Origin of the sequence: Planktothrix tepida PCC 9214 (genome assembly GCF_900009145.1) — a bacterium.
GTDB classification, from domain to species: domain Bacteria; phylum Cyanobacteriota; class Cyanobacteriia; order Cyanobacteriales; family Microcoleaceae; genus Planktothrix; species Planktothrix tepida.
The window spans coordinates 738,271-762,702 of the sequence record NZ_LN889813.1; the positions used below are offsets into that span (position 1 = coordinate 738,271).

A 24,432-nucleotide genomic window follows, 5' to 3' on the forward strand; every position below is an offset into this window, starting at 1 on the left:
ATCAATGAGAGTCAGTTATTGTAAATTAAAGATAGAAGCTACTTCAGAAGTTACTACAATCTGGCTCGTTTTAAGGCTTGCCAACTGGTATAACCTAATAATCCGGTTGCACCCAAGGCATAAGCTAAACCACTGGGTATTCCTGAAAAAGCGAGTGCTAAACTGCCCACCCAAAGCGTAAGAGAATAGATAAATAATACCGTTCTGCGTTGAGATAAACCTGCATCTAATAGTCGATGATGGAGATGGCGTTTATCCGCAATAAAAGGTGATTTACCATTACGAATCCGATCTAAAATAACGGCAGACATATCTAAAATCGGAACCGCTAAAATTAAATAGGGAAGAACAACAGAGGTAACAGCCGTTATTTTGACTAAACCAATGACCCCCACTCCAGCGAGGGTAAATCCCATAAAATAGGCACCCCCATCCCCCATAAAAATCTGAGCCGGATTAAAATTATATCGCAGAAATCCTAATGCACTTCCAGCTAACGCTGCCGCAATTAAAGCCGCAGCCGGTTGATTCATAAATAAACTAACAATTAACATGACAACGGCAGCAATTCCACAAACACCTGCCGCCAATCCATCTAAACCATCAATCCAATTAATCGCATTCGTCATCCCCACTAACCAAATAATTGTAATGGGTAGACTCAACCATCCAATATGAAATAAACCCAAATAAGGGATGGTTAAAAAGTCGATACGGACACCAACCCACCAAGCCAGACTCGCAACTCCTGTTTGCAAAATCAGGCGAGTTAGGGGAGATAAACTGAACAAATCATCCGCTAAACCAATCAGAAAAAAGGCAATGCCACCGATAGTCACGCCCCAAATTTCATATTCAGCTTCTGAACTTAAGGGTTTACCTGTGGCATCAATAAAGCCACCAGATATCCAAACAAATAATAGAGCAATTAAGGCTCCAGCAAAGATGGAAACGCCGCCTAAGCGAACCATCGGTTGTTGATGAACTTTGCGATCATTGGGTAAATCAACCTGTCCTGAACGGATGGCGATTTTCTTAACAATCGGGGTACTCCAGATGACAACTAGAGCCGAAATAATAAAAGCAAGGAGGTGGTACAGATGGTGGGGCATCTGAGGTTATAGGTGCAAAATGTTCTTCAAGTGTCAGCCAGAGTTTACTACATTTGGGATCGTTTCTTGCAAGAAATATCGAAATTGGGTCACAAGAAATTGGAAAAACCTACGATTAGATCCCTCGGTGTTATAGAGAGACGCGCCGTGGCACGTCTCTACAATTATTCACACTACCCAACCTTTAGGCTAAAGCCGGAACTTTAACACTGAGATGGGGATAAAGCGGAAAGCGATCGCATAAATTAGCAACCCGTTGACGGCAAGCCTCTTTAATGGTTTCATCATCGGGGTTCAGCAGTCGGTCTGCAATAATATTACCAATCTCAATAAATTCCGTTTCTCCCATTCCCCGTGTGGTCATAGCCGGAGAACCGAGTCTTAACCCACTGGTGACAAAGGGAGATTCAGGATCAAAGGGAACGGTATTTTTATTAGCAGTAATATTAACATCACTGACCAGTGCATCCGCCCGTTTTCCCGTCATGCTCACGGAACGTAAATCCACTAACATCAGATGGTTATCCGTGCCATTGGAAACAATTTTTAACCCTCGGTTTTGTAACTGAGTGGCTAAGGCTTTGGCATTGGCAATCACTTGAGCCGAATAGGTGGTAAATTCTGGTTTGAGTGCTTCGCCAAAAGCAACGGCTTTTCCGGCAATGACGTGTTCTAAGGGGCCACCTTGGGAACCCGGAAATACAGCTTTATCCAATTTTTTGCCCAGTTCAGGGTCTCGTGTTAAGATTAACCCCCCTCTTGGCCCTCTTAAGGTTTTGTGGGTCGTTGTTGTCACTACATCACAGTAGGGGATGGGGTTAGGATGATGACCCGTTGCCACTAACCCGGCAATATGAGCAATATCAGCCATTAAATAAGCACCGACTTCATCGGCAATGGCACGGAATTTCTCAAAATTGATAATTCGGGGATAGGCAGAATACCCACAAATCATCATTTGGGGTTTATGCTGTTTGGCTAATTCTAAAATTTGGTCATAATCGAGTTGTTCAGTTTCGGGGCTAACGCCATAGTGACAAACTTTAAACCATTTACCCGAAACGTTGACCGGGGAACCATGGGTTAAATGCCCGCCATGAGATAAGTCCATTCCCATGATGGTGTCACCCGGTTTGAGCATGGCTAAAAACACGGCAAAGTTGGCTTGAGCACCGGAATGGGGCTGAACATTGGCACTAGCTGCCCCGAACAGTTGTTTAGCGCGTTCAATGGCTAACTGTTCGACACCATCAACAAATTCGCAACCTCCGTAATAGCGTTTTTTAGGTAATCCCTCTGCGTATTTGTTGGTTAGAACAGACCCTTGAGCAGCCATGACGGCGGCGGAGGTAAAGTTTTCACTTGCAATTAATTCTAGGTGATCCCGTTGGCGACAAAGTTCATGCTGAATCAGATCAGCAATGACCGGATCAGTTTCAGATAAGATTTCTAAGTTAGTCTGACTCACAATAAAATTCCTCTTAATGAAACAAAAACAGAATGCTATTGCACCTAATCAGGGGTTTCAATAGCGTATTTTACCCAGAATCTTCAATAATAACTTTCTTTGCTGAACCCTTCTAGTCCTTGACTCCCTAACCGCAACGCCCTAAAATCTTCGCCCGTTTTGTTAAATTGTAAGTCATTTAGCTGAATAGGCTGGAACTCTTGACTTACAATGGATACAGAGAAATGGCATCTGTCGGAGGAACCATTATGCTAGTCATCTTGATGGATAACCAGGTACTTGCTTCTCAACAGGTTTGTCAAGGGTGTTTGCTGGCTGATCAAAGCGGTCAACCTCGTTGGAGAGGCGGTCAGCTTTGTTGTGGTCATTTGGTGCGCCCCTCCATCGACAATCAACCCAGTCAGTATGATTGTCAAATGGGTTTCCGCATGGCCAACATTCAATGATAGAACTGCTGACTATTAACTGACAACTGACACCGAATATCTGGGACTACGCTATCCTGAGTTTAAGACACACTCAGGAGAACTGGTTATGACTTGGCGCGGGACGACGACAGTACGCGATCGCATTTTTGCGGCTTTACCTTATCTACTGCCTTTAATGGATGGGTTGCCCTTTGGACGCTTTTTATTTCAACAGTTTCCGATTTTACAACTGATTACATTGCCTGTTATTCCCTTGATGACGCTTTATCAAATTGTTCCTTTTGCGGGATTTATTGTGTTCATAGCGTTATATATGCTAGTAGTTCGGAATGAAAATATTCCTCATTTCATTCGATTCAATACAATGCAGGCAATTTTGATTGACATTGTTATCATTTTATGTACGTTAATCTTCCAAGTATTAGGCAATGTTCTTTTGCAAGGATTTGTTGGTCAAACTCTCTACAATATGATCTTTCTAGGACTTTTAGCTGCATTTTTCTATTCTATAATTCAGTGCTTTTTAGGAAAATATGCAGAAATTCCTACCCTTTCTGATGCGGTTTATATGCAAGTTCGTTAAGGTTTCTAGGGGCGGGGTCTTCCTGCCCAAATTTCTGTATTTCACCGACAATACCTGATATAATCAAAGATCCTTGCTTCTAATCCAGAAGCCTTGTTGTCCAGAAGGAGCATAACAGCATGAAACCTTTTGTTTACGAAACGATGTATATCCTGCGTCCCGATCTCAACGATGAACAAGTTGAGCAGTCTATTGCCAAATATGAAAATATTCTGCGGGAACAGGGTGGACAGAATATTGAAATTCAAAATCGGGGTAAACGTCGTCTAGCTTATGATATTGCTAAACATCGGGAAGGGATTTACGTCCAGATGAATTATGAAGGCCCTGGAAGTCAAATCGCTGTCCTAGAAAGAGCAATGCGGATCAGTGATGACGTTATTCGTTATCTAACCATTAAGGAAGAAGTTGCTCCAGCGATCGCCGAAACCCCAGAACCTGAACTTCAAGAAGCCTAAGTAGAGAAGAGCAAAAGATCCCCCCTAACCCCCCCTAAAAAAAAGGAGGGAACAGGAGAGGCAAGTCCCCTTTTCTAGGGGGATTTAGGGGGATCTGGGCTGTAATCATGGGTTTTCGGCTGAAGTTGACACTGATACCCACACCCTACCCCCGCTTCATTACTATTGCGAATTTGGGGAAGGAAGAGTATTTTAAGAACAAATATACAGAATAAATTTATAGGAGCCGTCAGTTACCGTGAGCCAAGCCAAAAGTCAAACGCCACAGGAATTAAACGCTGAAGTTGCTCGTTTAAACGAAGAGCTACAAATGCGAGATCAGTTGATTCAACAGTTATCTCAAGAACTGTTCCGTTTGGTTAAAGGGGATGCTAATTTATTACCGGCCCCGGACGTGTCTGAACGGCATCAAGTCCAAATGGTCGCTTTACGAGAACAACTGCAAGAGATGGAACAGCAGGTTAAGTTTTATCAAGAACAAATTGCTGAACGGGATACAGAAGTTTATCAACTGAGACAGTCGGTTCAGGAGTTAACAGATCGTTCCCGGATGTTGGAACAAGTCGTTCAAGAGTTACCTGGAGTTTACCGTCAGAAGTTCTCAGAACGTCTGAATGAAGTGATGGAAAAAGTGGAATTACTTCAACGTGAAAATAAACAACTTAATGCTGAGTTACAAAGCGTTAGCTATCGTTTAGCTCAAAAAAGTCGTCGTCCGAGTGGGTTGGATCTACCCAGTTTTCAAAATCGAGGTGGGGGTTCTGTTGAGGTTCCCACTTTTGGTAATGCTTGATTGTTAATGGGATTTCAAACAAAATATCAAATCTTAAAAATTAAGAGGTTATTCTAACTCAAGAATAACCTTTTAACTTGATAGTCAGTAAAGAATTGCCCAAAGTATAGTGCTAATATGAAATCCTGAAATCGATGCTACAGATTATTATCCTAAACCTTTGTAGAGACGTGCCATGGCACGTCTCTACAGCGACTAGATGCGTAGCAAACATTTAATAATTTCATATAATTTTTAAGGGAACAGGCAACAGGCAACAGGCAACAGTAAGAATTAAAAGGATTTTAGGATTTAGATAAGTTATTTTCTGCCTCTATAGCATAAAAATTTGGCGGTTAATAATCCCGTAACCAAAGTGAAAGCTACACTCAATAAAAAGGCAAATATCCCCGGATGAGTAAATATTTTAGATAGGGATTGATTAGAATCAATCAAAGGTCTTTCAACATAACCAGAAAAAGTTGATGCTGCTATTCCTCCTACACCTAAGCTGACTCCTAATATTGCAATTGTTTTTTCTAACGAGCGATCAATTTCCGCTTGTTCAATTTCAACTAATCCGCGAATCGTATTAATTAATTCTGAAAACAAATTTTGACCTGGTATTAAATAACCTAAATCAACGTTAATTTGTTCTATAAACTTGTTTTTTGTGCGGGTTTCAAATCTTTTAAAAAAGGGTAAATTATCCTCTAATATCAGAAGTTCATACAGTTGATTTAGATAATATTGATAATTTTTAAGATTCGTTTTTATTGTATTTAAGTGGAGCTTTATGTGTTGAATATACTCACCATATTCACAGGAAGACTGAGGAATTAAAATCAACTCCTGTTTTAAAAATTCCAGTTTTTCAGTTAAGTCTTGAGGTAATTTCTTGAGATTCTCTACTTTGGGTAATAATTGTTTATATAGATCCTTGGCTTGTTGATAACACCAACGAGCTTGAGTATAACTATACAGAATTTTATTTCGACAACACAACAAATTAACTAACAATTCATAATAATTCCCCTGTTCTTCTAACATTTGGGTTTGTGGGGAACAATTAAACCAAATTAACAAATGAATCTGACGAGAGAGGTTATATTCTCCCGTATTATATTCAAAAATCGGACTTCCAAACAACTCTCCTACCAAGGGAGAATTTGCTAACAACCGTTGTGCGTCTGAACTGGGAAATAACGCCTCAACACAAGCATTGGCAAAATCTTGATAATGATCTGATTCTGAAAGTAAAGGTTCTGCAAATAATATTAACGTTTGTCCTAAATCCGATTGAATATTATCGGGTAATAAACAATAATTAGGGTTTAAAAAATAGTTAAATTCAGACAGATTAACAACGGCTTCAGGACGACGAAAGGTAATATCAATGGCGTAGGTATCATGAATTTGTAGCGGATAGACTTCGCCTTTAAGTTGGGGTTTATCTGGATCAGGAATAGCATTAAAATGTAAAAACCGATCTGGTTTTAAAAGCTCTACATAGTCATTTGAGATATCATCTTCTCTGGGGGGAAAACCAATTTTTCCTTGATGTTGATAAAGTCGATTAATTAACGTTTCTAACGGGGGACAATTTAATATTTTTCCTAATTCTTGGCATTTTTTCCAAAGGTGATCGGCTGTTTCTACAGGTTCATCCCCTAACGCTAAATTATTTCTAAGTTGAAAAGCAATTAGTGTTAGCTTGGGATTTTTAACGGTTCTAATTATTGATTCATCTGCCATAAATTAGGGTTTAGCCGGAGGTGTTTTAACGGATTGTTGAATAGCGTTTTTTAATGTTTCTTTGTTAATTTGTTGATTGAGTTTAGGGACATTACCAACGTTAGTTCCGGGTGCACGACCAACTTCTAATATAGAATTATTCAGGATTTCTAATTGAGCATCCACAATTTCATCATGGTTTGAATTATTCAGGATTTCTAATTGAGCAGCCACAATTTCATCATGGTTTTCATACCAGCTTGCGATCGCAACGGATAAGGTTTGAAGATCATCGGGTAAGGGTTCAATTAACGCGATTAATTCTTGACGTTTTGACTCGCTAAATAATTGAGGCTGTTCCTGTAACAGTTGCAGAAAAGCTTCTAGGTTTTGCTGGTAGAAAGACATCGGCTAATACTCTAATGCAATATAGGATTAATTATATCAAATTTAGGGTTGATTTTGTAAACCCATCCCAAGAAACCCGGTTTCCTCCAGAAACCGGGTTTCTGTACTGTTATACTAGGAGAAACATCTTATAGCGCAGGATATGATAATTGAGGTAAAATCACGATGACATACCTAGAAGAAATTACGATTAAAGTTCCAGTTGATATTGCTGAACGTTACCGTCAGGCTAACGAACAAGAAAAAAAACAGATAGAAACTAGAATTGCTTTTTTATTGAAAAGTCAAACGTTATCCCGAAAAGTGGCTATTAATAAATTACGACAAACAATGAGCGAAATTGGTCAAAAAGCCGTTGTAAAAGGATTAACCCCAGAGATTTTAGAAGATCTTTTAAAGGATGATGAAGGATAACCTATTTATTTTTGATGCAAATATTATTATCAGTGCAGTTTTACTACCTGAAAGTAAGCCAGATTTAGCTATCCGTAAGGCTCAAAATTTAGGCAATATTTTAATGTCTCCTGAAATTTGGGCTGAATTAGAACAAGTTTTATCCCGACCAAAATTTGATCGATATATTTCTTCGGAAGATAGGAGCAAGTTTTTACAAGATTTTTTCGATACAGTTATTCTTGTTATGGAGGTGACAGAAAAAATTCAAGAATGCCGTGATCCCAAGGATAATAAATATTTGGAGTTAGCTGTTAATGGTCAAGCTGATTATCTCATAACTGGAGATGCAGATTTATTAGTTTTAAACCCATTTCGAGGAAAACCTGTAATCACCGTATCTGATTTTTTAAACTTAAAATTAGTTTAATTAAAAGTCTTAATTAACTTCTGTTAAACCATTAAATTTTACCGATCGCACAAAATGCAGCCCAATAATAGGGAGAAGCAAACGGTTTTTCATGATCCTTGATTTCCTTTAAGGAATGACGCAACTGCATTTTATTCCCCAGATCTATCCAAGCTAATAATTCGGCTTTCGTCGCATTTCTTAACCAGTTTTGAGCATGATTTAACGCGATCGCAACTTCCTCACCCTCCCGCAATAATTGATAAAATCGAATCATTAAAATTGCCGTAGAAATATCACTCACAGACCATAGAGAACTAACAACATTAGTCGAACCCGCTACTAGAAACCCACTGGGTAAACCAATATATTCATCACTATTAGATTGAAAATCAATTAACCCCGTTTCACAGGCAGAAAGGGTGACTAAACGACAGCAACGCAAATCTAATGTAAACACATCCCCCAAGGTTAAACATTCACTGAGATCGAGAGTTTGACCTGTTTGTAAGGGAAGATGGCGACTGGGATCAAGGGGCAAAGGTGGGGGTTCTAGGTAACAGTCTGCGAATAGTAATGCGGACAAAATAGGATTCTCAAAATTAAAATAACCGTGACAGGAAAAATGGTGACAATTAGCCGTTTTTAGGGTGGTTTGTTGTTCTAAATTAAAGGTTGTTTTTTTCGCGTTTTCACGGACTAGAATATGGCTTGGATTAAAATAAGTGCGAATACTGTTAACTTCTAAGTCGGTATAGGCTAAATCTTTTGTCGGATTTTGAATGGCAAATAGTTGAGAAAAAGCGGGACGCTGGCGGTTTTTTGCCGTTTGTAATAGTTGACAACTGGGAGCATAGCTCACCCCACCGGAAAACAGATCCATTAAAATGACAGACTCCTGTACGGGCGAGGCGCGCCTCGCCCCTAGCCCTGACGAGGAAGTTAACTCTCCTAAACGATCTTGAGATATCGGTAAAGCATGAAGGGGGAATAAATGCAGGAAACGGTTAGGAATAAGTACCAGACTATCGCATTTTTCCCCGATAGCATTGAGGAGTTGGTCAAAATGTAAGATTTCCCCCAGACGTTGCAGACGGGAGTTTAGGGTGTTTTGCCATTGTTTTTTATCAGTTCGGTAGGCGGTGAGGTAGTCGTCAGCCCATGCTATTAAGGCGTTATAGTCTTCGGGGGTGGACTGCCAGAGTTTGACTTCTCCCCCATCCTCTCTTGCGCGAGGCGAGGAGGGTGGAGTAACAATAAATACCACAAAGCGATCGCTTAAAATATACCATTCTAAAATCGCGGTATTGTCCCCCGTCAACCCTTGAATATCACTAAAGGGGATGGGTTGAACCTTTTGGGTGAGGCGGAAATCACGGTCAATGGGGGTAATATCACAGGTAATGAGGGTGTCGAGTTGTTGCTGAAGTTGGTTGAGACGGCTACGATCTGGGGGTGGAGTTTGTAGGGCGGTGATATTGGCACTGCGTTCTCCGGTTGTCCCGTCTGTGAAGGAGTTGCGACTGCGTTCTTCGATTTCCAGGCGACGTTGTTCGGTTTCGATGTTTCGACGCAGACGGTCGAGTTCATCGAGGACAGTTTGGGGGATATCGCCTTTGGGGTAAAGGTCACGGGTTGCTAATAGTTCAACGAGGTTACGGGTTTTGCTGCGTTCAACATATTCTATGGCGGCGGTATAGTTTTTCAGTTCGATGCAAACTTCTACCATTGCTTGATAAAGTTTTTGCCATTTTTCCGCTAATTTCTGTTTATCTGCATCTCCCCCTTTAACAATTCCTGCCCGTATTTCTTCGAGGGTTTCAATAGCATTATAAAAAGTATCATAAGCGAATTGCCATTGTTGAGATTGTTGATAAGCGAGTCCTAAGTTATATGATGTCAGTACATAATTGTAAGGAAAAGCTGCACGGGTATAAATTTCTAAAGCTGCTTTATAGAATGCGATTGCCTGTTCTATATTCTGAGCTTTTTCCCCTTTGATTCGATTAGAATAGGCAAGAGCCAGATTATTTTGAGTTTCTGCCCATTGTTCGGGAAATGCTTCACGGGTTCTAATTTCTAATGCAGCATGATAAGCTGTGATCGCCCGTTCAATATTCTCGGCATTATCGGCTTTTTCTCCTATGATTCGATAAGAATAGGCATTAGCCAGATTATTTTGAGTTTCTGCCCATTGTTCAGGAAATGCTTCACGGGTTCTAATTTCTAATGCAGCTTGATAGAATGCGATCGCCCGTTCTATATTCTCAGCTTTTTCCCTTTTTATTCGATAATAATAGGCAAGAGCCAGGTTATTTTGAATGGTTGCCCATTGTTTAGGAAATGCTTCACGGGTATAAATTTCTAAAGCGGCTTGGTAGGCTATAATCGCCCATTCAATATTATCAGCTTTTTCCCCTTTGATTCGATAATAATAGGCAAGAGCCAGATTATTTTGAGTTTCTGCCCATTGTTCAGGAAATGCTTTACGGGTTCTAATTTCTAATGCACCTTGATAGAATGCGATCGCCCGTTCTATATTCTCGGCTTTTTCCCCTTTGATTCGATTAGAATAGGCAAGAGCCAGATTATTTTGAGTCATTGCCCATTGTTCAGGAAATGCTTCACGGGTATAAATTTCTAATGCAGCTTGATAGAGTGCGATTGCCCGTTCTATATTCTGAGCTTTTCCCCCTTTGATTCGATAATAATAGGCAAGAGCCAGATTATTTTGAGTGGTTGCCCATTGTTTAGGAAATGCTTCACGGGTTCTAATTTCTAAAGCCGATTGGTAGGCTGCGATCGCCTGTTCTATATTCTGAGCTTTTTCCCCTTTGATTCGATCCTTATAGGCATTAGCTAGATTATTTTGAGTCCCTGCCCATTGTTCAGGAAATGCTTCACGGGTATAAATTTCTAAAGTAGCTTGAGAGGTTGCAATACTAATTTCTAAATTGTTCTTTCGGCTTCCCAGGGGAAACTGTAGGATTAAATTACCAAATTCCGCAATAACTGCGGCCATATAGATAGCAGCTTCTAGGGAAAGTTCTTTAAGTGTAGCCGTTACCCTGTTTTTTAAAATATAGGCTAAATTTTCATCGAGTTTATCGAGGTTTTGTTGGAATAGGGGATAAACAATTTGAGGATTCCCTCGACTTTCTAAAACGGCTTGCAAAACTTCCATGAAAAATTTAGAATAATCTTCCGGGGAATTGGTGTTACCCATAAAAGCCGATAATTCTTCTGCTAAATTGATTAAAAGTTCTGCTTCCTGTTGTCTTCCAGCTTCCTGCAATTGTGAGGATATTTCTAATAAAACCTGTAAGAAATCTTGATCCAGTAATTCTTGATTGTCCTGTAATATTTGGGATTCTTCGCCACTGGGACAGGTGAGAAGATTGTTAATTAAAGTTAGATAGGCGTTGAGGCGTTGTTCGTTCATGGTTAGGGGTGGGAAATAGAGGAGATAGAGATTATTTTAAAAATGATTAGGCTGTTGAGTCGGCGTGTCCTGGGAACTATTAGTTATAACCTTAACTCCCTGATGTTAGTCTGATTTATTGTTGCACCAAACCCCGTTTCTTGGAGTCTCTAACCCCCATAAACGTCTCGCCGATGTCTGACGTGCATGATACGGACTATTCTATCTTCATCATTGATAGTATAAACAACTCGATAGTCACCGATGCGAATACGATAGAAATTATCGCTTCCCTTCAACTTTACTACCCCTTCTGGACGAGGTTCTAAACTCAAACAATCAATCGCCTCGCTAATGCGTAACTGAAGATCAAGATCTAACCCTCGTAGCTCTTTAGCTGCTGACTTTTTAAAACGGACAGCATAACCTTCATTTGACATTAACTTCAGCCTCAATTTCCTGCTTTAACTCTTCCCAAGACACCTCCTCCTCATCCTGACGCGCATGAGCCACCAACAAATCATAGAAGTCTTCCCACAACTCACCCCACTCTGTTAAATCAATTAATACCGCCTGCTTTTCCCCAGCATCATTCACAACAAATTGAATCCCTTTCATGATTTTTTTCCTTATAGGTTAATTGATTTTATTTTGACTGATGCTAATCTGATTCAATTCTAGCTCAACAGGGAAATCAGAAACCGGGTTTCTCCATTAAATTTGGGTTAGTTATTTATCTTTAGTCCCAAATTCTTTGAATTGGATAAGCATCGAAAGCAATATCTTTACTCAAAATCGGGATATTCTCTTCGATAGATTGAACAATTAACAGTCGATCAAAAGGATCTTTATGATAAAATGGAAGGTGGGATAATAGCCTTATTACAGATAGTCCTGAAAATCATCTAAAGGTTGATCAAAATCATCAGACATGGAAATCCGATCTTGATCACAACCAAATAAAAGCGGGCGTTGGTTAGCAGGAGAAAATGGAGTAATTTTAATCGTTTGATGATTATTTTTAGTAATCAGAATTTCTTCTCCAGCAAAAGCCATATCTATTAGTTCCAAAATTTGTGGTAAGGCTTGGTTAATATCAATACTTTTCATGGGTCATACCTCCTATCAATGCAGCTTGATTTTGGATTTTTAGAGACTCTGCTATTTCTCAAACTTGATTAAAATTGGCTTTTTCCATAATAGGTTAATTGATTGTATTTTGACTTGGAGAATCAGAAACCGGGTTTCTCCGTTAAATCTGGGTTAGGATAAAAAGATTGTTGCACCAAACCCGGTTTCTTGGAGTTTAGTTTGTTTTCGTTCCTCTAAGGTACTTTAATTAAGGGGTTTCGCTGAACCTAGAATCCCCACACCTTCAGGCTGGGGAATGTCAATGAGGGCTTTAAAAATTATCCCCTATTAAAATTTAAGGGACTATTCCTAATTCAGAATAGCCCCTTAAGTGTTTTTTAGTCATATCAATTAAAAGCATCAAAACTGCACTCTCATTCACCTAATCTTAATTCAGCCTCCGTTCTGGTTGATTAAGATTGACGTTTGCTCAGTCGGCTACCGAGTACAGTTAAACTAACCAACGCTAAACCAGCAAGACTACCGGGTTCAGGAACATCAACTTTACCCTTGAGAGCAACACCATCATTGCCACATTCTAGGAAAATACTAGCAATATAGTCATAGTTGCCATCGGCGAGCCCTAAATCGGATTTATTGAGGCTAAAACCCATAGTTTGTGTTCCACTAGCTTTGAAGAATCCAAAGTCAAGTCCTTGATTTTGTAAGGCTGTAGCAGACAAACTTCCAATATCACCTAATTTCTTCGCACCGGAGTCAATCACATTTAGAATTGTCCCGTTACCAAAATAACTGTAAACAGATGCTTTTGTAGCAAGGTCAGTCCCTTGGGTGTTGGCTTTATCAAATCCAGCATTGTAATACTGTAGTAAGCTGTTGTAGCCATGATTTACATTTGTAACGCTGACACCTTTTACGTTACCATAAAGCCCGGTTGTGGCAACTTGGGAGTCATTCGTTCCCGCAAAACGAACTCCAAATAAGCTCTTTTGGCTGCTGGCAGTTGTAAAGTTTTTGTTAGTGAAGTTTAAGAATAAATCGCCCCAACCAATATTTCCATCAGCCGCTCCTGAATTAGCAACACCCTTCAGAGGAGTTCCACCTGTGAGAGCAACAAAGACACTATCGCTGGTTTCTTTAATTGCAATTCCTCTAATATTAAAGGATTCACCGCCAGATCCATCGATAAAGGAATCAATTCCGTAGTTCCATCCATTATGGAGTTGTCCAGCAACAGCCGGAAGACCGTTTACAGATACAAAACAAAGACTGGCTACTGTCGTTCCGATTAATTTTTTCAGTGTAGAAGTTTTCATACGTTAACTCCTGGGTGATTAGGGATTGCGCTTTTTTCTTTTCGATAAATACACTATAGTAAATTGTTGTTAAAGGTTTGATGTTGAAAACACCAAAATTTGTAAACTCTTTGTAAAAATAATAAAATTCTAGCTGTATCAATTTTTTTACTTTTATTCCCTTACATAAATTATAGTATTCCCCAGACCTATTAGTACAAAGAGTGATGCTGAAAGCTTGATTTGCGCCTGTCTTTTCGTGTCTGTTTCCTGCTATATAGCAATCCTATTTGAGTTGTATCCAAAATTTCGGTTCAAAAGGTAACAGGGAACGGGGAACAGGGAACAGGGAACAGGGAACAGGGATAATACTTCTGGCTGTTTCATATCAGTTTTAAATTATTACAGTCTATTTGGGATTGCTATATCTAAAAATCTAAAATCAAGAGAAAATACTGATAATTTTTCTTAAAATTTAACTTTTCAATAAAAAAGATAGATTTTATCAGTATTATTACGGATTAAAATTCTGAGTGTTTCAAGATTAATAAGTTATCATCTCAAGCTGTCCCTCTCATGGATTAACTTAATGTTAATGTATAGGAAACCTATGAAGGAGGTTAAGAGTTGCGGTTAAATATCCAAATTAAAGGTCAAGGGTTCCCGATTATTTGTTTACATGGACATCCCGGTTCTAGTCAATGTATGTCTGTGTTTACAAACCATCTTTCACAACAATATCTCACTCTAGCACCAGACTTAAGAGGGTATGGAAAAAGTCGCACCCGTCAGCCGTTTGAGATGGAAGATCATTTACAAGATTTAGAAGCACTTTTTCAAAACTTTGATCTGGATCAATGTGTGATTTTAGGATGGTCATTAGGAGGAATTTTAGCCTTAGAATTAGCATTAAAATTTCCCGAAAACGTTAAGGGTTTAATTTTAATTGCGTCCGCCGCCAGACCTAGAGGAAATCATCCTCCGATTTCTCGGTTAGATTATGTTTATACCGGTTTAGCCGGACTTATTAATTGGGTATTTCCGAGTTGGCGATGGAATATTGAACTGTTTGGAAGGCGATCGCTATTTCGTTATTTAATTCAACAACATCATTCTATTGCTTACCACTATTTAGCACAAGAAGCAGTTCCAGCTTTTCTACAAACCTCTGGGTTAGCGACTCAAGCCTTAAATCAAGCCTTAAGATTAAGCTATAATCGTTTAGAACATTTACAACAGATAAACTGTCCTTGTTTAGTTTTAGCTGGAGAATGCGATCGCCATATCACAGCTAAATCTAGTCAAGAAACCGCAGAATATTTACCTAATTCTCAGTTTTATTCTTATCCGAATACTGCTCATCTATTCCCTTGGGAAATACCTGAAACGATACTCACTGATATTGATAATTGGCTCGCCCAATATGTTAATATCGTTAATACAAATTAAATTCTTATATGAAGTCCTTAAATGTGGGCTAAAAATCATTGATCGGATGGCTAATCACTTTTTCTCACCTCCTATTTCCTATTTTCTTTTCCCTTCTGTTCCCTGTTCCCTGTTCCCTCCTATATTAATCAATTTTCTGATGAATAGGAATCTGGATCACAAATTCAGTTCCCTGATTAGGGATTGAAATACACTTCAATTTTCCCCCATGTTTTTCTACAATGATTTGATAACTGATAGACATTCCCAGTCCAGTTCCTTTTCCGATGGGTTTCGTTGTAAAAAAGGGATTGAAAATTTGTTGCTGAATATTCTGAGGAATTCCAATTCCATTATCACTGAGCGAAATTTGCACCCACTCGGAATCTAGCATAGAGGTTGAAATTTTAATTTGATTATGGATTTTATCAGTTAGCGGGATCTGATTTTCTTCTAGGAAATCATTTTCTGTACGAGATTTTTCTTCTAAAGCATCGATCGCATTCGTGAGAATATTCATAAACACTTGATTGAGTTGTCCCGCGTAACATTCCACTAAGGGTAAATTTCCGTAGTCTTTGATTACCTCAATTTCTGGTTGTTCTGGACGAGATTTAATCCGGTGTTGCAAAATTAGTAAGGTGCTATCAATTCCTTCATGAATATTGACCGGTTTCATTTCTGCTTCATCAAGACGTGAGAAATTCCGCAGAGTCAGAACAATTTCCCGAATTCGACTTGCACCCACTTTCATCGATGATAACGTTTTAGGCAAATCCGCAATTAAAAAATCGAGATCAATCTCCTCAATAAAGTTTTGAATTTCTGGATTATTAGGATTAGAATGTTGTTCATACAACTGAATTAAATTGAGTAAATCTTGAATATATTCATTGAGGTGAACGAGATTCCCATGAATAAAATTAACCGGATTATTAATTTCGTGGGCGACTCCTGCGACTAATTGCCCTAAACTGGACATTTTTTCATTTTGAACCACTTGCGCTTGGGTATGCTGCAATTCACTTAAGGCATTTTTGAGTTCCATTGTCCGTTCTTCTACTCGCTCTTCCAGTGCTTCATTACTCTTTTCTAAAGCCGTAAAAGATTGACGCAGTTTCCCCGCCATATAATTAAAAGAATCAGTGAGTTTATTAAGTTCTTTAATCCGACTTCCTTTGACAATTTGGTCTAAATTTCCTAATGCCATCAATTCACTGGCTTGATTCAGTCGAAAAATGGGACGTGAGATCCAACGGGAAGTGAAAATACCCATCATAGATGCCACAACCAAGGCGGCAAAACATAACCAAATTGTTGTTTGAGTATTGGCGTTGATTTGTCCCATAAATGCACTTTGCGGAACACTCACCACCACTAACCAATCCAATCCATATTGGTCACGCCAAGGAGTAATATGAACATAATAGGGCTTGTTTTGAAAGTCAAATTCAAGTTCTTTTGTTTCAGTAATAGTATCGAAACTTTTGAAGCGTTGCTGAAGTTGTTTGGCAATTCCCTGTACAATGGGATCGGGACTATTTACCGCTTTTAAACGCTGTACTTTATCATTTACGAGGATAAAGGGCTGGTTTTTACCCGAATTAGCAATTAACATCCCATTTCGTTCTAGGATAAAAACTTTTCCTGAGTGACTAACTTCTAAACCCTGTAAAAAATTGCTGAGTTTCGAGAGATGGATATCCGCACCTACCATCCCCAATAAACGATTATTTTGATCATAGATTGGGCGACCTGTAGCTGCTGTGATGTAGGGGCCAAAGGGAGAATTCCAAGTATAAATTCCTGACCAAATCGGTTTACCTGCTTTTACAGGTTCTAAATACCAACTTTGTTCAAAGTTATTGTAATTATAGATGTTATTAACTTTGGTGCGATTACCCTGATTATCGGTGGCGTAGTTAATGCAATTGTTGGGTAGTTGAGCCGTCCAATCGTCAATAGTTATCGTTTTACCATCATAACGCGCTGCTCCCAAGCCTTCCCCCGTCGTCAGTGCGATACCAATGTAGGTGAGGTCATACGCTTGCATTTGATACCAGAAATATCGACCTAGGGTTTTGCGATCGCGCACATTCAGCAATCCCATCCGAATCCCATCCGCATTCATCTGACTCACCTTATGGGGAATTGATAAATAGGAATCTAAATGGTGATTGACAATGCTACTGGTTCGTTGCATTAACTGGTTCGCCAGGTCGTCCACCGCTTTCTGTCCGTTTTTGAAGGATAAATATCCCACTAAACTGACTGTTCCAAAGATTTGTACAACGAATGGAATAATCAGAACAAGCTGTAATGGAAGTTCTTGAAGTGTACTGAAGCGCAGCTTACGCATGAGCCAAAATTGGGTTTATAGAAGACAACTGATCATTAATTAAACCCTTAATAATCGGTAGAGCAGTAGATTAAGGCTGTCCAGAGAGAGCCGGAAGAATCCATGGTTCAACTCTGTTTCCCAAATCTTCTGCAATAGTTAGGGTATTCGGTTTACACCGTTTAATTCTAACTTTAATCCCTTGTGCACCTTCGGCTTCGAGATCTTCAAGATAACCAAATTGAGACGTTTGAGCTTCTTGTTGGGTCATAAATGGCCCGAAATAGTAGGTGCAGTTTGGGGTTTCTGTCAAAATTTCCACCCAAAACGCGAACCCAAAAGCGTTAAGCAAGCTAGTTAGAAGTTCTTTCATATTCATGATCAATGCTGTAGATTCTGAAGTTGTATCAATAAAATTCTGGGAAGGAATTCTAACTCATTTGTTAGAATTTACGGACTAGGTATAAACTTCAACCTAAGTCTTAAAAAACCTTCACATTTTGTTATACTCTGTTGTCTTTATTTTTTCAATCAACTGAGCAGAATCTCTATCTGTGGAAATCAACCCTGATTCCAGAAATTTTAGCCTTAAACCAATCTTTTAATCAATCAGAACATCGGATCAAGAGTTTCCAAGTGGGCGTTTCAGGTCAAATTTATTCGGAGAAGGAAACAGAACAATTGTTGGGAAACAGACCTGAAAACTCTATAGGTATGAAATCAAGAATAAACGGGGTTATCATTGAATAGTTTATTTGAACAATGATAACCCTAGAGCATCCGTTTATACCTTTTTTCAACTAAAATCGGAAGCTTGGAAATTCCTTTGACGATAAATTTCGTACAGTGCCATTCCGGTTGCGACGGAAACATTTAAACTGGCGGTCTCTCCTGACAAAGGGATCGACACTAAAACATCACACTTCTGTTCAATTAAATGGCTTAATCCTTCTCCTTCATTACCGACAACTAAAGCGATCGCCCCATTAAATTTTACCGTTGGTAAGGTTTCTGTAGCCGTGGCGGAAGTGCCATAAATCCAAAATCCGGCTGCTTTTAAGTCTTCTAAAGCACGGCTGAGATTAATAACTCTCGTGACGGGAAAGGTTTCTAATGAACCTGCTGCAACTTTCATCACCGTTGAGGTGACACCAACCGCACGGCGTTGAGGCACAATTAAACCTTGAGCACCAATGGCTTCTGCTGTACGAATAATTGCCCCTAAATTGTGGGGATCTTGAATTCCATCAGCAACGATCACAACAGGTTGAGAACTTGTAGCTTTAGCCGTTTCGATTAACTCATTCAGGTCTTTATAGCTATAGGGGGAAATTTGAGCCGCTATGCCTTGATGATTAGCACCTTGGGTAACTTGATCTAAGCGTTGATAGGTGACTTCATTGAGAATTGCACCGTTGGCTTTTGCGGTTTGCAATAATCCGAAAAATCGGGGATCGGATTTGAGTTGAGAAACGACCCAAATTCGACTCAGCGATCGCTCATTTTCTAAAGCCGATTGAACGGTACGTCGTCCATAAATTAACTCATTTTCAACATCAAAGGACTCTACAGATTCATCTGTAAATTCTGGTTTGCTCTCTTCAATAAATCGTTGACTTTTATGAGGAGAATGTAAAGAATGTCTGTGTGTCTGAGGTTGACGTTCATCTAAGAACTTACTCGGTTTTTCTCGTGTTAGTTGTTCTGGTTGGGAACTAGCAAAAGATTCCTTTCTGTCTTGAGCAGATTTCCGATAGTTGTCAGATTGTTCATCTGAAAAACGGTAGGATTTTCTATCATCGGAGAATCGGGAAGACTTTCTATCATCTGAAAATCGAGAAGGCTTTCTGTCATCTGAAAATCGAGAAGGCTTTCTGTCATCTGAAAATCGAGAAGGTTTTCTATCATCAGAGAACCGGGAAGGCTTTCTATCATCTGAAAATCGAGAAGAGTTTCTATCATCTGAAAATCGAGAAGAGTTTCTATCATCTGAGAATCGAGAAGGTTTTCTATCATCGGAGAACCGAGAAGAGTTTCTGTCATCTGAGAATCGGGAAGGTTTTCTGTCATCTGAAAATCGAGAAGGCTTTCTGTCATCTGAAAATCGAGAAGGTTTTCTGTCATCTGAGAATCGAGAAGGTTTTCTGTCATCTGAAAATCGAGAAGGTTTTCTGTCATCTGAAAATCGAGAAGGTTTTCTGTCATCTGAGAATCGAGAAGACTTTCTATCATCTGAAAATCGAGAAGGTTTTCTGTCATCTGAGAATCGAGAAGGCTTTCTATCATCTGAGAATCGAGAAGATTTATTGTTGTCTCGTTCTCCCGATTTAGACCGATTGGATGGTTTTTTAGAAGATCTTGATGGAGAGTTAGAACGACTAAATTTTGGCATAATTCCTTGTGAGATTATTTGAGAAACGTTGCTAATTGAAATCAATACTAGAAGAGAAAATGAGCGTGTATGTTCTGATGAGAACCTCTTAATAAAATTTGAACTCTATTACAATAGGACAACTTCAAAGTAACCCAATTTCTGATAAAAAATCGTAGATTAGATAACAAGAAATTTACGAACTAACTGGGTTTCTGATTGAAGAATACGGTTGTTGATCCCAATTAATAGTTTCCTCAACTAAGCTTTAGTTTAAGCTGAATATCTGTTCTGAACCTGATTCAATAAACGACTCTCTCATTCAATTCAATGGTGCTTGATTCCCCAGACCCGATCTTAACAATCAGTTGTTAGAGTAACAGCTTATGAGTCATTCTCCTTCTTTAGAATCAAGCTCAAGATAATTAAACAATTCCTCTAAACGTTGCGGATTCGTTAAATACAAATACCCAAATAAGGCTTCTAAGCTAGTGGCTTGTTGGTAAGTTTTGGGATCGAGTCTTTTGGGACGTCCAAAAGCTGCATTTCGACCCCGGTTCAAAATTTCTAATTCAGGTTCAGTGAGGTGAGGTTCTAGCGATCGCAAGTGACGAGCTTGGCTTTCTGCACGAACTTGAGACACCACTAACTGATGATACAGATGCGATCGCTTTGGGGGCATCAGATAAAAACTACGAATATACAGTTCATAAACGGCATCTCCTAAATAGGCCCAAGATGCTGGAGAAATCCGTTGAACTTGTTCTGGTGATAGGCTTTGATGAAGCATTTGATCCAGAGGTAGAGACTAACCAGAGGGAACTAGCTAGTCGTTAAAAAATAGTCGTAAAAATTGTTTCACCCTTACCTTATCCCATTGACTCGGTATCCTCACCTGATCGGGGTATAGATACTACCCCATCGACTCTCACACCTAGGCATTTTTCACGTTCTCGATCGCATCGTCTACAGATGGCTGTAAAGAGAGAAACTTTTCCAAGCGAACCAATTTAACAGTTTGAGTTACACGAGGATTGGAAACAATCTGTAAAGTTCCGCCGCTACTTTGCGCTTTTTTCACAAGCTGCACGAGCGCCCCTAATCCCGAACTGTCTACAAAATCTATCTGAGAGAGATCCAATATAATGTGCTTGGGGCCCTTTTCAATATATTTACCCACCACTTTACGAAAGGTGCCTTCTGAGAAAGCATCCATCAATCCAGTGAGGCGAAAGAGTTGATAGTTGTCTTTAGTATCCCGTGTACCCCGAAGGCTCACGGTTAAATTCAGTTGCTCAGGAATGATACCCTCCTAACTACATAGAACTTGACATCGCCGATCTAGTATAAGGGCTTTTTAATAAAATGTCTACTGAATTAGGAGGGACAGAGCCGTTTAATTTTGTTCTTTCTGGTGTTGCATCGCTTGAACAAAACGTTCAAACAAATAATCAGCATCATGGGGGCCAGGACTGGCTTCCGGGTGATATTGAACCGAAAACAAAGGTAAAGTTTTGTGTTTTAATCCCGCAACAGTACGATCATTCAAATTGAGGTGAGTAATTTGTACATCCTCAGCAATGGTATCAGGATCAATAGCAAACCCATGATTTTGGCTAGTAATTTCAACTTGTTGTTGTGCTAAACCAGCCGGTTGATTTAAGCCTCGATGACCAAATTTTAATTTAAACGTTTCTGCTCCCAAGGATAACCCTAAAATTTGATGACCCATACAAATCCCAAACACGGGTTTGTCAGACTTAACTAGGGCTTTTGTTGTGTTAATCCCTTCGGTAACGGCGGATGGATCACCAGGGCCATTAGACAGGAAAATCCCATCGGGATTGTATTTGAGAATTTCTTCCGGGGGGGTATGGGCTGGAACGACAATCACTCGACAGCCATAACTCGCTAACCGTCGCAGAATATTGCGTTTTACCCCAAAGTCTAAGGCGACAACTGTATAACGCGGTTGTTGATTTCCCCCAACAGATTCACTAAACTCCCAAGCGGTTTCTGTAGGTTCCAACCATTCATAAGCTTCTTGGGTTGTAACTTCTTTCACTAAGTTCAACCCAGCCATACTAGGAGCTTGTTCGACTAAATTTCGCAGTTCCCCCGGATCTAAAATTTCCGTAGAAATCGCCCCATTCATCGCTCCAACAGTACGGATTTTCCGAGTCAGGGCGCGGGTATCAATTCCGTAAATACCGGGAATATTGTGCTGTTTTAAATAGTCCGGTAAGGACTGAGTGGAACGCCAATTACTCGGACGGTGACAAATATTACGGGCGATAGCCCCTCGAACATGGGGAAACGCGGATTCTTCATCGTCGGGGTTAACCCCAGTATTGCCCAACTCTGGATAGGTAAAGGTGACAATTTGTCCACAATAGCTGGGATCAGTCAAGACTTCTTGATATCCGGTCATACCCGTATTAAAGACAACTTCCCCAATGACGGTTCCTGGAGCGCCGAATGACCAGCCTGTATAGGTGGTTCCATCAGCCAGGACAAGTAAAGCAGGTTGTGCAGAGGTCAGGGACATTGGATTTGGTCTACCTTTAATCTGAAATCACCTCAATATTATTCCAGACATTCTCTGAACTGACACATAGATCTTGTCCTGTGTTGTCATTACCTGACTTTAGAGAAAAGGGAACAGGGAACAGGGAACAGGGAACAGGCAATATAGGCAATAGGTAACAGAGGGACATTGAACTTCTTTGACCATTCTTTAACTTCTTTAATATTCGGCTTCCTAATAACTAATTTGCAGGGTGACGGAGGCTCTGACTTGTTGTTCTCCTCCGACAACGGGAGTCGGTGGGGCTGCTGGTGCCATCGCATCTGCTTTATACATAACAGGCATGGGAACTGGGACACTGGCATTATTGACTTGAATACCGATAATTTCTCGGCGGGTTAAATTTAATGCACCTAAAACCGCATTGGCTTGACGTTCTGCTTCTTGGGTGGCGAGTTTTAAAGCTTGTTGTTGGGCGGCGTTAATTTCAGCTTCAGACGCGACGAAACTCACCCCATCAATACGGGTCGCCCCGGCTTTAACGGCATCATCTAATAAACTGCCGACTTTTTCGGTTTTCAACTTAAAACTGACGGTATTGGTGGCAGAATACCCGGTTAAGCGTTGTTGATCGTTAGTATAACTGTAGGTGGGGTTGAGGCGAATTCCGGTGGTTTCCAGTTTCTCAACATTGCGCGATCGCAGTAATTCTATCACCGCATTCGTTCGTCTGGCGGCTTCTGTTTGCACTTCTTCGGCGGTTTTCCCCAAGACTTCAACCCCTAACTGAACTTGGGTTTGGGTCGTTGGGATCATGACTACACCTTCCCCACTGACGGTTAGGGTTCTAACCCGTTGTTCTTGGGCAAAAACAGGAGCAATGAAGGGGATGCTAACTAATCCTAAACTTAAGGATAATGCTGTAATCAGGCTCCAAGGATTAATCGAACAAGAAGATTGATTGAAGGACATTGTGGACGTTCTCTCAAGTGCGAAAGGGGTATAACCATCAGGATAGTAGCTTCTTATGTAGAAGTTGTTTCTACCCTAGCTGTTCCTCGATTTCGCTCAATTATCCTCAAATTCGGGATGATCTCTGTAGAGACGCGCCTGGGCGAAGCCATGCCGTAAGGCTATTGGCGCGTCTGTATTTGCATGGCGCGTCTGTATTTGAGGTTCAATAGCGCGTCTGTATTTGGGTTAATGAGTTACAAATGATCAACTTGACGCTCTAGTTTATCTTGAATATTTTTAGGAATATTGCTTAATAAATCTAAACCCGTATTGGCTTCAATATCATCCACAGAAACTTGATAAGATTTCCAATTCTTTTTTAAGGAATTTGAGTTGGGAATTTTGACAGCAATCACACGGGTATTTTCCGTAATTTTTTGATTAGCTTGATCTAAAATAACAATGACTTTCCAATTCCATTCAGGAACAGTTATATTTCCTTTGGCAATAGTTCTAAGTTTGCCAGAACCCCCGGCAATAATATATAATTCTTTTCCTTCTTGAGCTAGATCTCGGCAGTGTTGTTCTAAATCACTCCAAATGCCTCGATTTAATTGTGGGGCTTGGGGAATAATATTAGTGAGAATAAATGTAGCACTATTATGTTCAGAGGTATTGGTGCGATCGCCAGAGGGAACTAAATGACCTCGATCATAACCTGTTCCCCGATAATCATTGGATTGAACTTGATACCATCCGGGAGGTAAATTTTCATCGGGTCTAAAATTATTTTGACGTTTAACCGTTCCTAACCAAGATTGATTCAAGTGCCAACTCACCCAATTAGCTGTTCCAGTTTTGCTATTATAAGATAAAACAAATTCGGGTTTTTCGATCAAAAAATTAGTGGAATTTTGAGGATCAGCCGTTGCTTGACTAGGGTTGCCCAGTTTCAGATGAATATCTGAGGCTGTGGGTGGGTTAAACAGAATTTGACATCCAGTTAATGTTAATACAGCAGCGAATCCTAGATTAAAAATTTGTAAAATATTTAATTGAACTAGATCTGTGGATTGGTTTTTTGTAGAAAAAATTTTTAAATTAATCAATAAAGCCATAATAATATTATTCATGGGAATCCTTGGGTTAAAATACTTACATTACTTTTTAATCTATTTTGGTTTAGGTTTAGGTTATTAAACTCAAACCTGATTTTTTAGCCCAAAATATTATAGATCATT

General features: G+C 39.7%; 24 protein-coding genes. 7 read left to right on the forward strand and 17 right to left on the reverse strand.

What is annotated here, in order from left to right; all coding sequences use genetic code 11:
- Positions 1–53 precede the first annotated feature (53 nt).
- Complete coding sequence (locus PL9214_RS25850) at positions 54–1,112, reverse strand: glycosyltransferase family 4 protein (protein WP_072722156.1); 1,059 nt, start codon at positions 1,110–1,112, stop codon at positions 54–56.
- 184 nt (positions 1,113–1,296) lie between these two features.
- Positions 1,297–2,580: a serine hydroxymethyltransferase gene (glyA, locus tag PL9214_RS25855; protein ID WP_072722157.1), complete on the reverse strand. Its 1,284-nt coding sequence runs from the start codon at positions 2,578–2,580 to the stop codon at positions 1,297–1,299.
- A 248-nt stretch (positions 2,581–2,828) separates the two neighbouring features.
- Between glyA and PL9214_RS25860 the strand changes: the two genes are divergently transcribed.
- The 4 genes from PL9214_RS25860 (at position 2,829) to PL9214_RS25875 (ending at position 4,842) form a co-directional block, all read left to right on the forward strand.
- A complete protein-coding gene (locus PL9214_RS25860; RefSeq protein ID WP_072722350.1) occupies positions 2,829–3,026 on the forward strand; it encodes a hypothetical protein in 198 nt (65 codons plus the stop codon).
- 88 nt (positions 3,027–3,114) lie between these two features.
- Positions 3,115–3,591 carry a Tic20 family protein gene (locus PL9214_RS25865; RefSeq protein ID WP_072722158.1) on the forward strand — a complete coding sequence of 159 codons (477 nt, stop codon included), beginning with the start codon at positions 3,115–3,117 and terminating at the stop codon, positions 3,589–3,591.
- A 119-nt stretch (positions 3,592–3,710) separates the two neighbouring features.
- Positions 3,711–4,049, forward strand: a complete 339-nt coding sequence (gene rpsF / locus PL9214_RS25870) for a 30S ribosomal protein S6 (protein ID WP_072722159.1) — start codon at positions 3,711–3,713, stop codon at positions 4,047–4,049.
- A 238-nt stretch (positions 4,050–4,287) separates the two neighbouring features.
- Positions 4,288–4,842 carry an Npun_F5560 family protein gene (locus PL9214_RS25875; protein ID WP_072722160.1) on the forward strand — a complete coding sequence of 185 codons (555 nt, stop codon included), beginning with the start codon at positions 4,288–4,290 and terminating at the stop codon, positions 4,840–4,842.
- 300 nt (positions 4,843–5,142) lie between these two features.
- Here the strand turns inward: PL9214_RS25875 and PL9214_RS25880 are convergent, their stop codons facing one another.
- A complete protein-coding gene (locus PL9214_RS25880; RefSeq protein WP_072722161.1) occupies positions 5,143–6,576 on the reverse strand; it encodes a hypothetical protein in 1,434 nt (477 codons plus the stop codon).
- 3 nt (positions 6,577–6,579) lie between these two features.
- Positions 6,580–6,963, reverse strand: coding sequence for a hypothetical protein (locus tag PL9214_RS25885; protein ID WP_072722162.1), 384 nt, complete (start codon positions 6,961–6,963; stop codon positions 6,580–6,582).
- Positions 6,964–7,128: 165 nt separating this feature from the next.
- Between PL9214_RS25885 and PL9214_RS25890 the strand changes: the two genes are divergently transcribed.
- Together PL9214_RS25890 and PL9214_RS25895 are read left to right on the forward strand one after the other, a co-directional pair.
- Positions 7,129–7,377 carry a hypothetical protein gene (locus tag PL9214_RS25890; protein WP_072722163.1) on the forward strand — a complete coding sequence of 83 codons (249 nt, stop codon included), beginning with the start codon at positions 7,129–7,131 and terminating at the stop codon, positions 7,375–7,377.
- Positions 7,364–7,786, forward strand: coding sequence for a putative toxin-antitoxin system toxin component, PIN family (locus PL9214_RS25895; protein WP_072722164.1), 423 nt, complete (start codon positions 7,364–7,366; stop codon positions 7,784–7,786). Before PL9214_RS25890 ends, PL9214_RS25895 begins: the two co-directional genes overlap by 14 nt.
- Positions 7,787–7,817: 31 nt before the next feature.
- On the opposite strand, the gene PL9214_RS25900 is transcribed toward PL9214_RS25895, so the two are convergent.
- From PL9214_RS25900 to PL9214_RS25920, 5 genes are all read right to left on the reverse strand, one after another.
- On the reverse strand, positions 7,818–11,207 hold the full coding sequence (locus PL9214_RS25900; protein ID WP_072722165.1) for a CHAT domain-containing protein: 3,390 nt from the start codon (positions 11,205–11,207) through the stop codon (positions 7,818–7,820).
- Positions 11,208–11,356: 149 nt separating this feature from the next.
- Positions 11,357–11,626 (reverse strand): type II toxin-antitoxin system RelE family toxin, encoded by a 270-nt coding sequence (locus PL9214_RS25905; RefSeq protein WP_072722166.1) that lies wholly within the window; start codon positions 11,624–11,626, stop codon positions 11,357–11,359.
- Entirely contained in the window at positions 11,616–11,804 is a 189-nt protein-coding gene (locus PL9214_RS25910; RefSeq protein ID WP_072722167.1) for a hypothetical protein, read from the reverse strand. The genes PL9214_RS25905 and PL9214_RS25910 overlap by 11 nt, the downstream gene beginning before the upstream one ends.
- Positions 11,805–12,068: 264 nt before the next feature.
- Positions 12,069–12,296: a type II toxin-antitoxin system Phd/YefM family antitoxin gene (locus tag PL9214_RS25915; RefSeq protein WP_072722168.1), complete on the reverse strand. Its 228-nt coding sequence runs from the start codon at positions 12,294–12,296 to the stop codon at positions 12,069–12,071.
- A 434-nt stretch (positions 12,297–12,730) separates the two neighbouring features.
- A complete protein-coding gene (locus PL9214_RS25920; RefSeq protein ID WP_072722169.1) occupies positions 12,731–13,594 on the reverse strand; it encodes an XDD3 family exosortase-dependent surface protein in 864 nt (287 codons plus the stop codon).
- A 606-nt stretch (positions 13,595–14,200) separates the two neighbouring features.
- Between PL9214_RS25920 and PL9214_RS25925 the strand changes: the two genes are divergently transcribed.
- Complete coding sequence (locus PL9214_RS25925; RefSeq protein WP_072722170.1) at positions 14,201–15,022, forward strand: alpha/beta fold hydrolase; 822 nt, start codon at positions 14,201–14,203, stop codon at positions 15,020–15,022.
- A 124-nt stretch (positions 15,023–15,146) separates the two neighbouring features.
- On the opposite strand, the gene PL9214_RS25930 is transcribed toward PL9214_RS25925, so the two are convergent.
- The 8 genes from PL9214_RS25930 to PL9214_RS25970 form a co-directional block, all read right to left on the reverse strand.
- Positions 15,147–17,360: an ATP-binding protein gene (locus tag PL9214_RS25930; protein ID WP_072722171.1), complete on the reverse strand. Its 2,214-nt coding sequence runs from the start codon at positions 17,358–17,360 to the stop codon at positions 15,147–15,149.
- A gap of 70 nt (positions 17,361–17,430) precedes the next feature.
- Positions 17,431–17,712, reverse strand: coding sequence for a DUF1816 domain-containing protein (locus PL9214_RS25935; protein ID WP_222425283.1), 282 nt, complete (start codon positions 17,710–17,712; stop codon positions 17,431–17,433).
- 423 nt (positions 17,713–18,135) lie between these two features.
- Positions 18,136–19,731 carry a 23S rRNA (guanosine(2251)-2'-O)-methyltransferase RlmB gene (gene rlmB, locus PL9214_RS30235; protein WP_083580191.1) on the reverse strand — a complete coding sequence of 532 codons (1,596 nt, stop codon included), beginning with the start codon at positions 19,729–19,731 and terminating at the stop codon, positions 18,136–18,138.
- A 370-nt stretch (positions 19,732–20,101) separates the two neighbouring features.
- The gene (locus PL9214_RS25950) at positions 20,102–20,500 is read right to left on the reverse strand and encodes a Mini-ribonuclease 3 (RefSeq protein WP_072722174.1); all 399 of its coding nucleotides are present in this window, start codon (positions 20,498–20,500) and stop codon (positions 20,102–20,104) included.
- A 144-nt stretch (positions 20,501–20,644) separates the two neighbouring features.
- Positions 20,645–21,001, reverse strand: coding sequence for an STAS domain-containing protein (locus PL9214_RS25955; RefSeq protein ID WP_072722175.1), 357 nt, complete (start codon positions 20,999–21,001; stop codon positions 20,645–20,647).
- Positions 21,002–21,106: 105 nt separating this feature from the next.
- The gene (gene carA, locus PL9214_RS25960) at positions 21,107–22,258 is read right to left on the reverse strand and encodes a glutamine-hydrolyzing carbamoyl-phosphate synthase small subunit (RefSeq protein WP_072722176.1); all 1,152 of its coding nucleotides are present in this window, start codon (positions 22,256–22,258) and stop codon (positions 21,107–21,109) included.
- A gap of 213 nt (positions 22,259–22,471) precedes the next feature.
- Positions 22,472–23,209, reverse strand: coding sequence for an SIMPL domain-containing protein (locus PL9214_RS25965; protein ID WP_072722177.1), 738 nt, complete (start codon positions 23,207–23,209; stop codon positions 22,472–22,474).
- Between the two features lie 236 nt (positions 23,210–23,445).
- The gene (locus tag PL9214_RS25970; protein ID WP_245824370.1) at positions 23,446–24,324 is read right to left on the reverse strand and encodes a DNA/RNA non-specific endonuclease; all 879 of its coding nucleotides are present in this window, start codon (positions 24,322–24,324) and stop codon (positions 23,446–23,448) included.
- Between the last annotated feature and the right edge of the window lie 108 nt (positions 24,325–24,432).

Coding starts and splice junctions, on each gene's coding strand:
- PL9214_RS25910 (WP_072722167.1), bottom strand. CDS start 11,804: ATGAAAGGGATTCAATTTGTTGTGAATGATGCTGGGGAAAAGCAGGCG.
- PL9214_RS25920 (WP_072722169.1), bottom strand. CDS start 13,594: ATGAAAACTTCTACACTGAAAAAATTAATCGGAACGACAGTAGCCAGT.
- PL9214_RS25915 (WP_072722168.1), bottom strand. CDS start 12,296: ATGAAAAGTATTGATATTAACCAAGCCTTACCACAAATTTTGGAACTA.
- rlmB (WP_083580191.1), bottom strand. CDS start 19,731: ATGCCAAAATTTAGTCGTTCTAACTCTCCATCAAGATCTTCTAAAAAA.
- PL9214_RS25950 (WP_072722174.1), bottom strand. CDS start 20,500: ATGCTTCATCAAAGCCTATCACCAGAACAAGTTCAACGGATTTCTCCA.
- carA (WP_072722176.1), bottom strand. CDS start 22,258: ATGTCCCTGACCTCTGCACAACCTGCTTTACTTGTCCTGGCTGATGGA.
- PL9214_RS25965 (WP_072722177.1), bottom strand. CDS start 23,209: ATGTCCTTCAATCAATCTTCTTGTTCGATTAATCCTTGGAGCCTGATT.
- PL9214_RS25850 (WP_072722156.1), bottom strand. CDS start 1,112: ATGCCCCACCATCTGTACCACCTCCTTGCTTTTATTATTTCGGCTCTA.
- PL9214_RS25900 (WP_072722165.1), bottom strand. CDS start 11,207: ATGAACGAACAACGCCTCAACGCCTATCTAACTTTAATTAACAATCTT.
- PL9214_RS25895 (WP_072722164.1), top strand. CDS start 7,364: ATGATGAAGGATAACCTATTTATTTTTGATGCAAATATTATTATCAGT.
- PL9214_RS25890 (WP_072722163.1), top strand. CDS start 7,129: ATGACATACCTAGAAGAAATTACGATTAAAGTTCCAGTTGATATTGCT.
- PL9214_RS25935 (WP_222425283.1), bottom strand. CDS start 17,712: ATGAAAGAACTTCTAACTAGCTTGCTTAACGCTTTTGGGTTCGCGTTT.
- PL9214_RS25885 (WP_072722162.1), bottom strand. CDS start 6,963: ATGTCTTTCTACCAGCAAAACCTAGAAGCTTTTCTGCAACTGTTACAG.
- PL9214_RS25860 (WP_072722350.1), top strand. CDS start 2,829: ATGCTAGTCATCTTGATGGATAACCAGGTACTTGCTTCTCAACAGGTT.
- PL9214_RS25880 (WP_072722161.1), bottom strand. CDS start 6,576: ATGGCAGATGAATCAATAATTAGAACCGTTAAAAATCCCAAGCTAACA.
- PL9214_RS25865 (WP_072722158.1), top strand. CDS start 3,115: ATGACTTGGCGCGGGACGACGACAGTACGCGATCGCATTTTTGCGGCT.
- PL9214_RS25930 (WP_072722171.1), bottom strand. CDS start 17,360: ATGCGTAAGCTGCGCTTCAGTACACTTCAAGAACTTCCATTACAGCTT.
- PL9214_RS25905 (WP_072722166.1), bottom strand. CDS start 11,626: ATGTCAAATGAAGGTTATGCTGTCCGTTTTAAAAAGTCAGCAGCTAAA.
- PL9214_RS25970 (WP_245824370.1), bottom strand. CDS start 24,324: ATGAATAATATTATTATGGCTTTATTGATTAATTTAAAAATTTTTTCT.
- rpsF (WP_072722159.1), top strand. CDS start 3,711: ATGAAACCTTTTGTTTACGAAACGATGTATATCCTGCGTCCCGATCTC.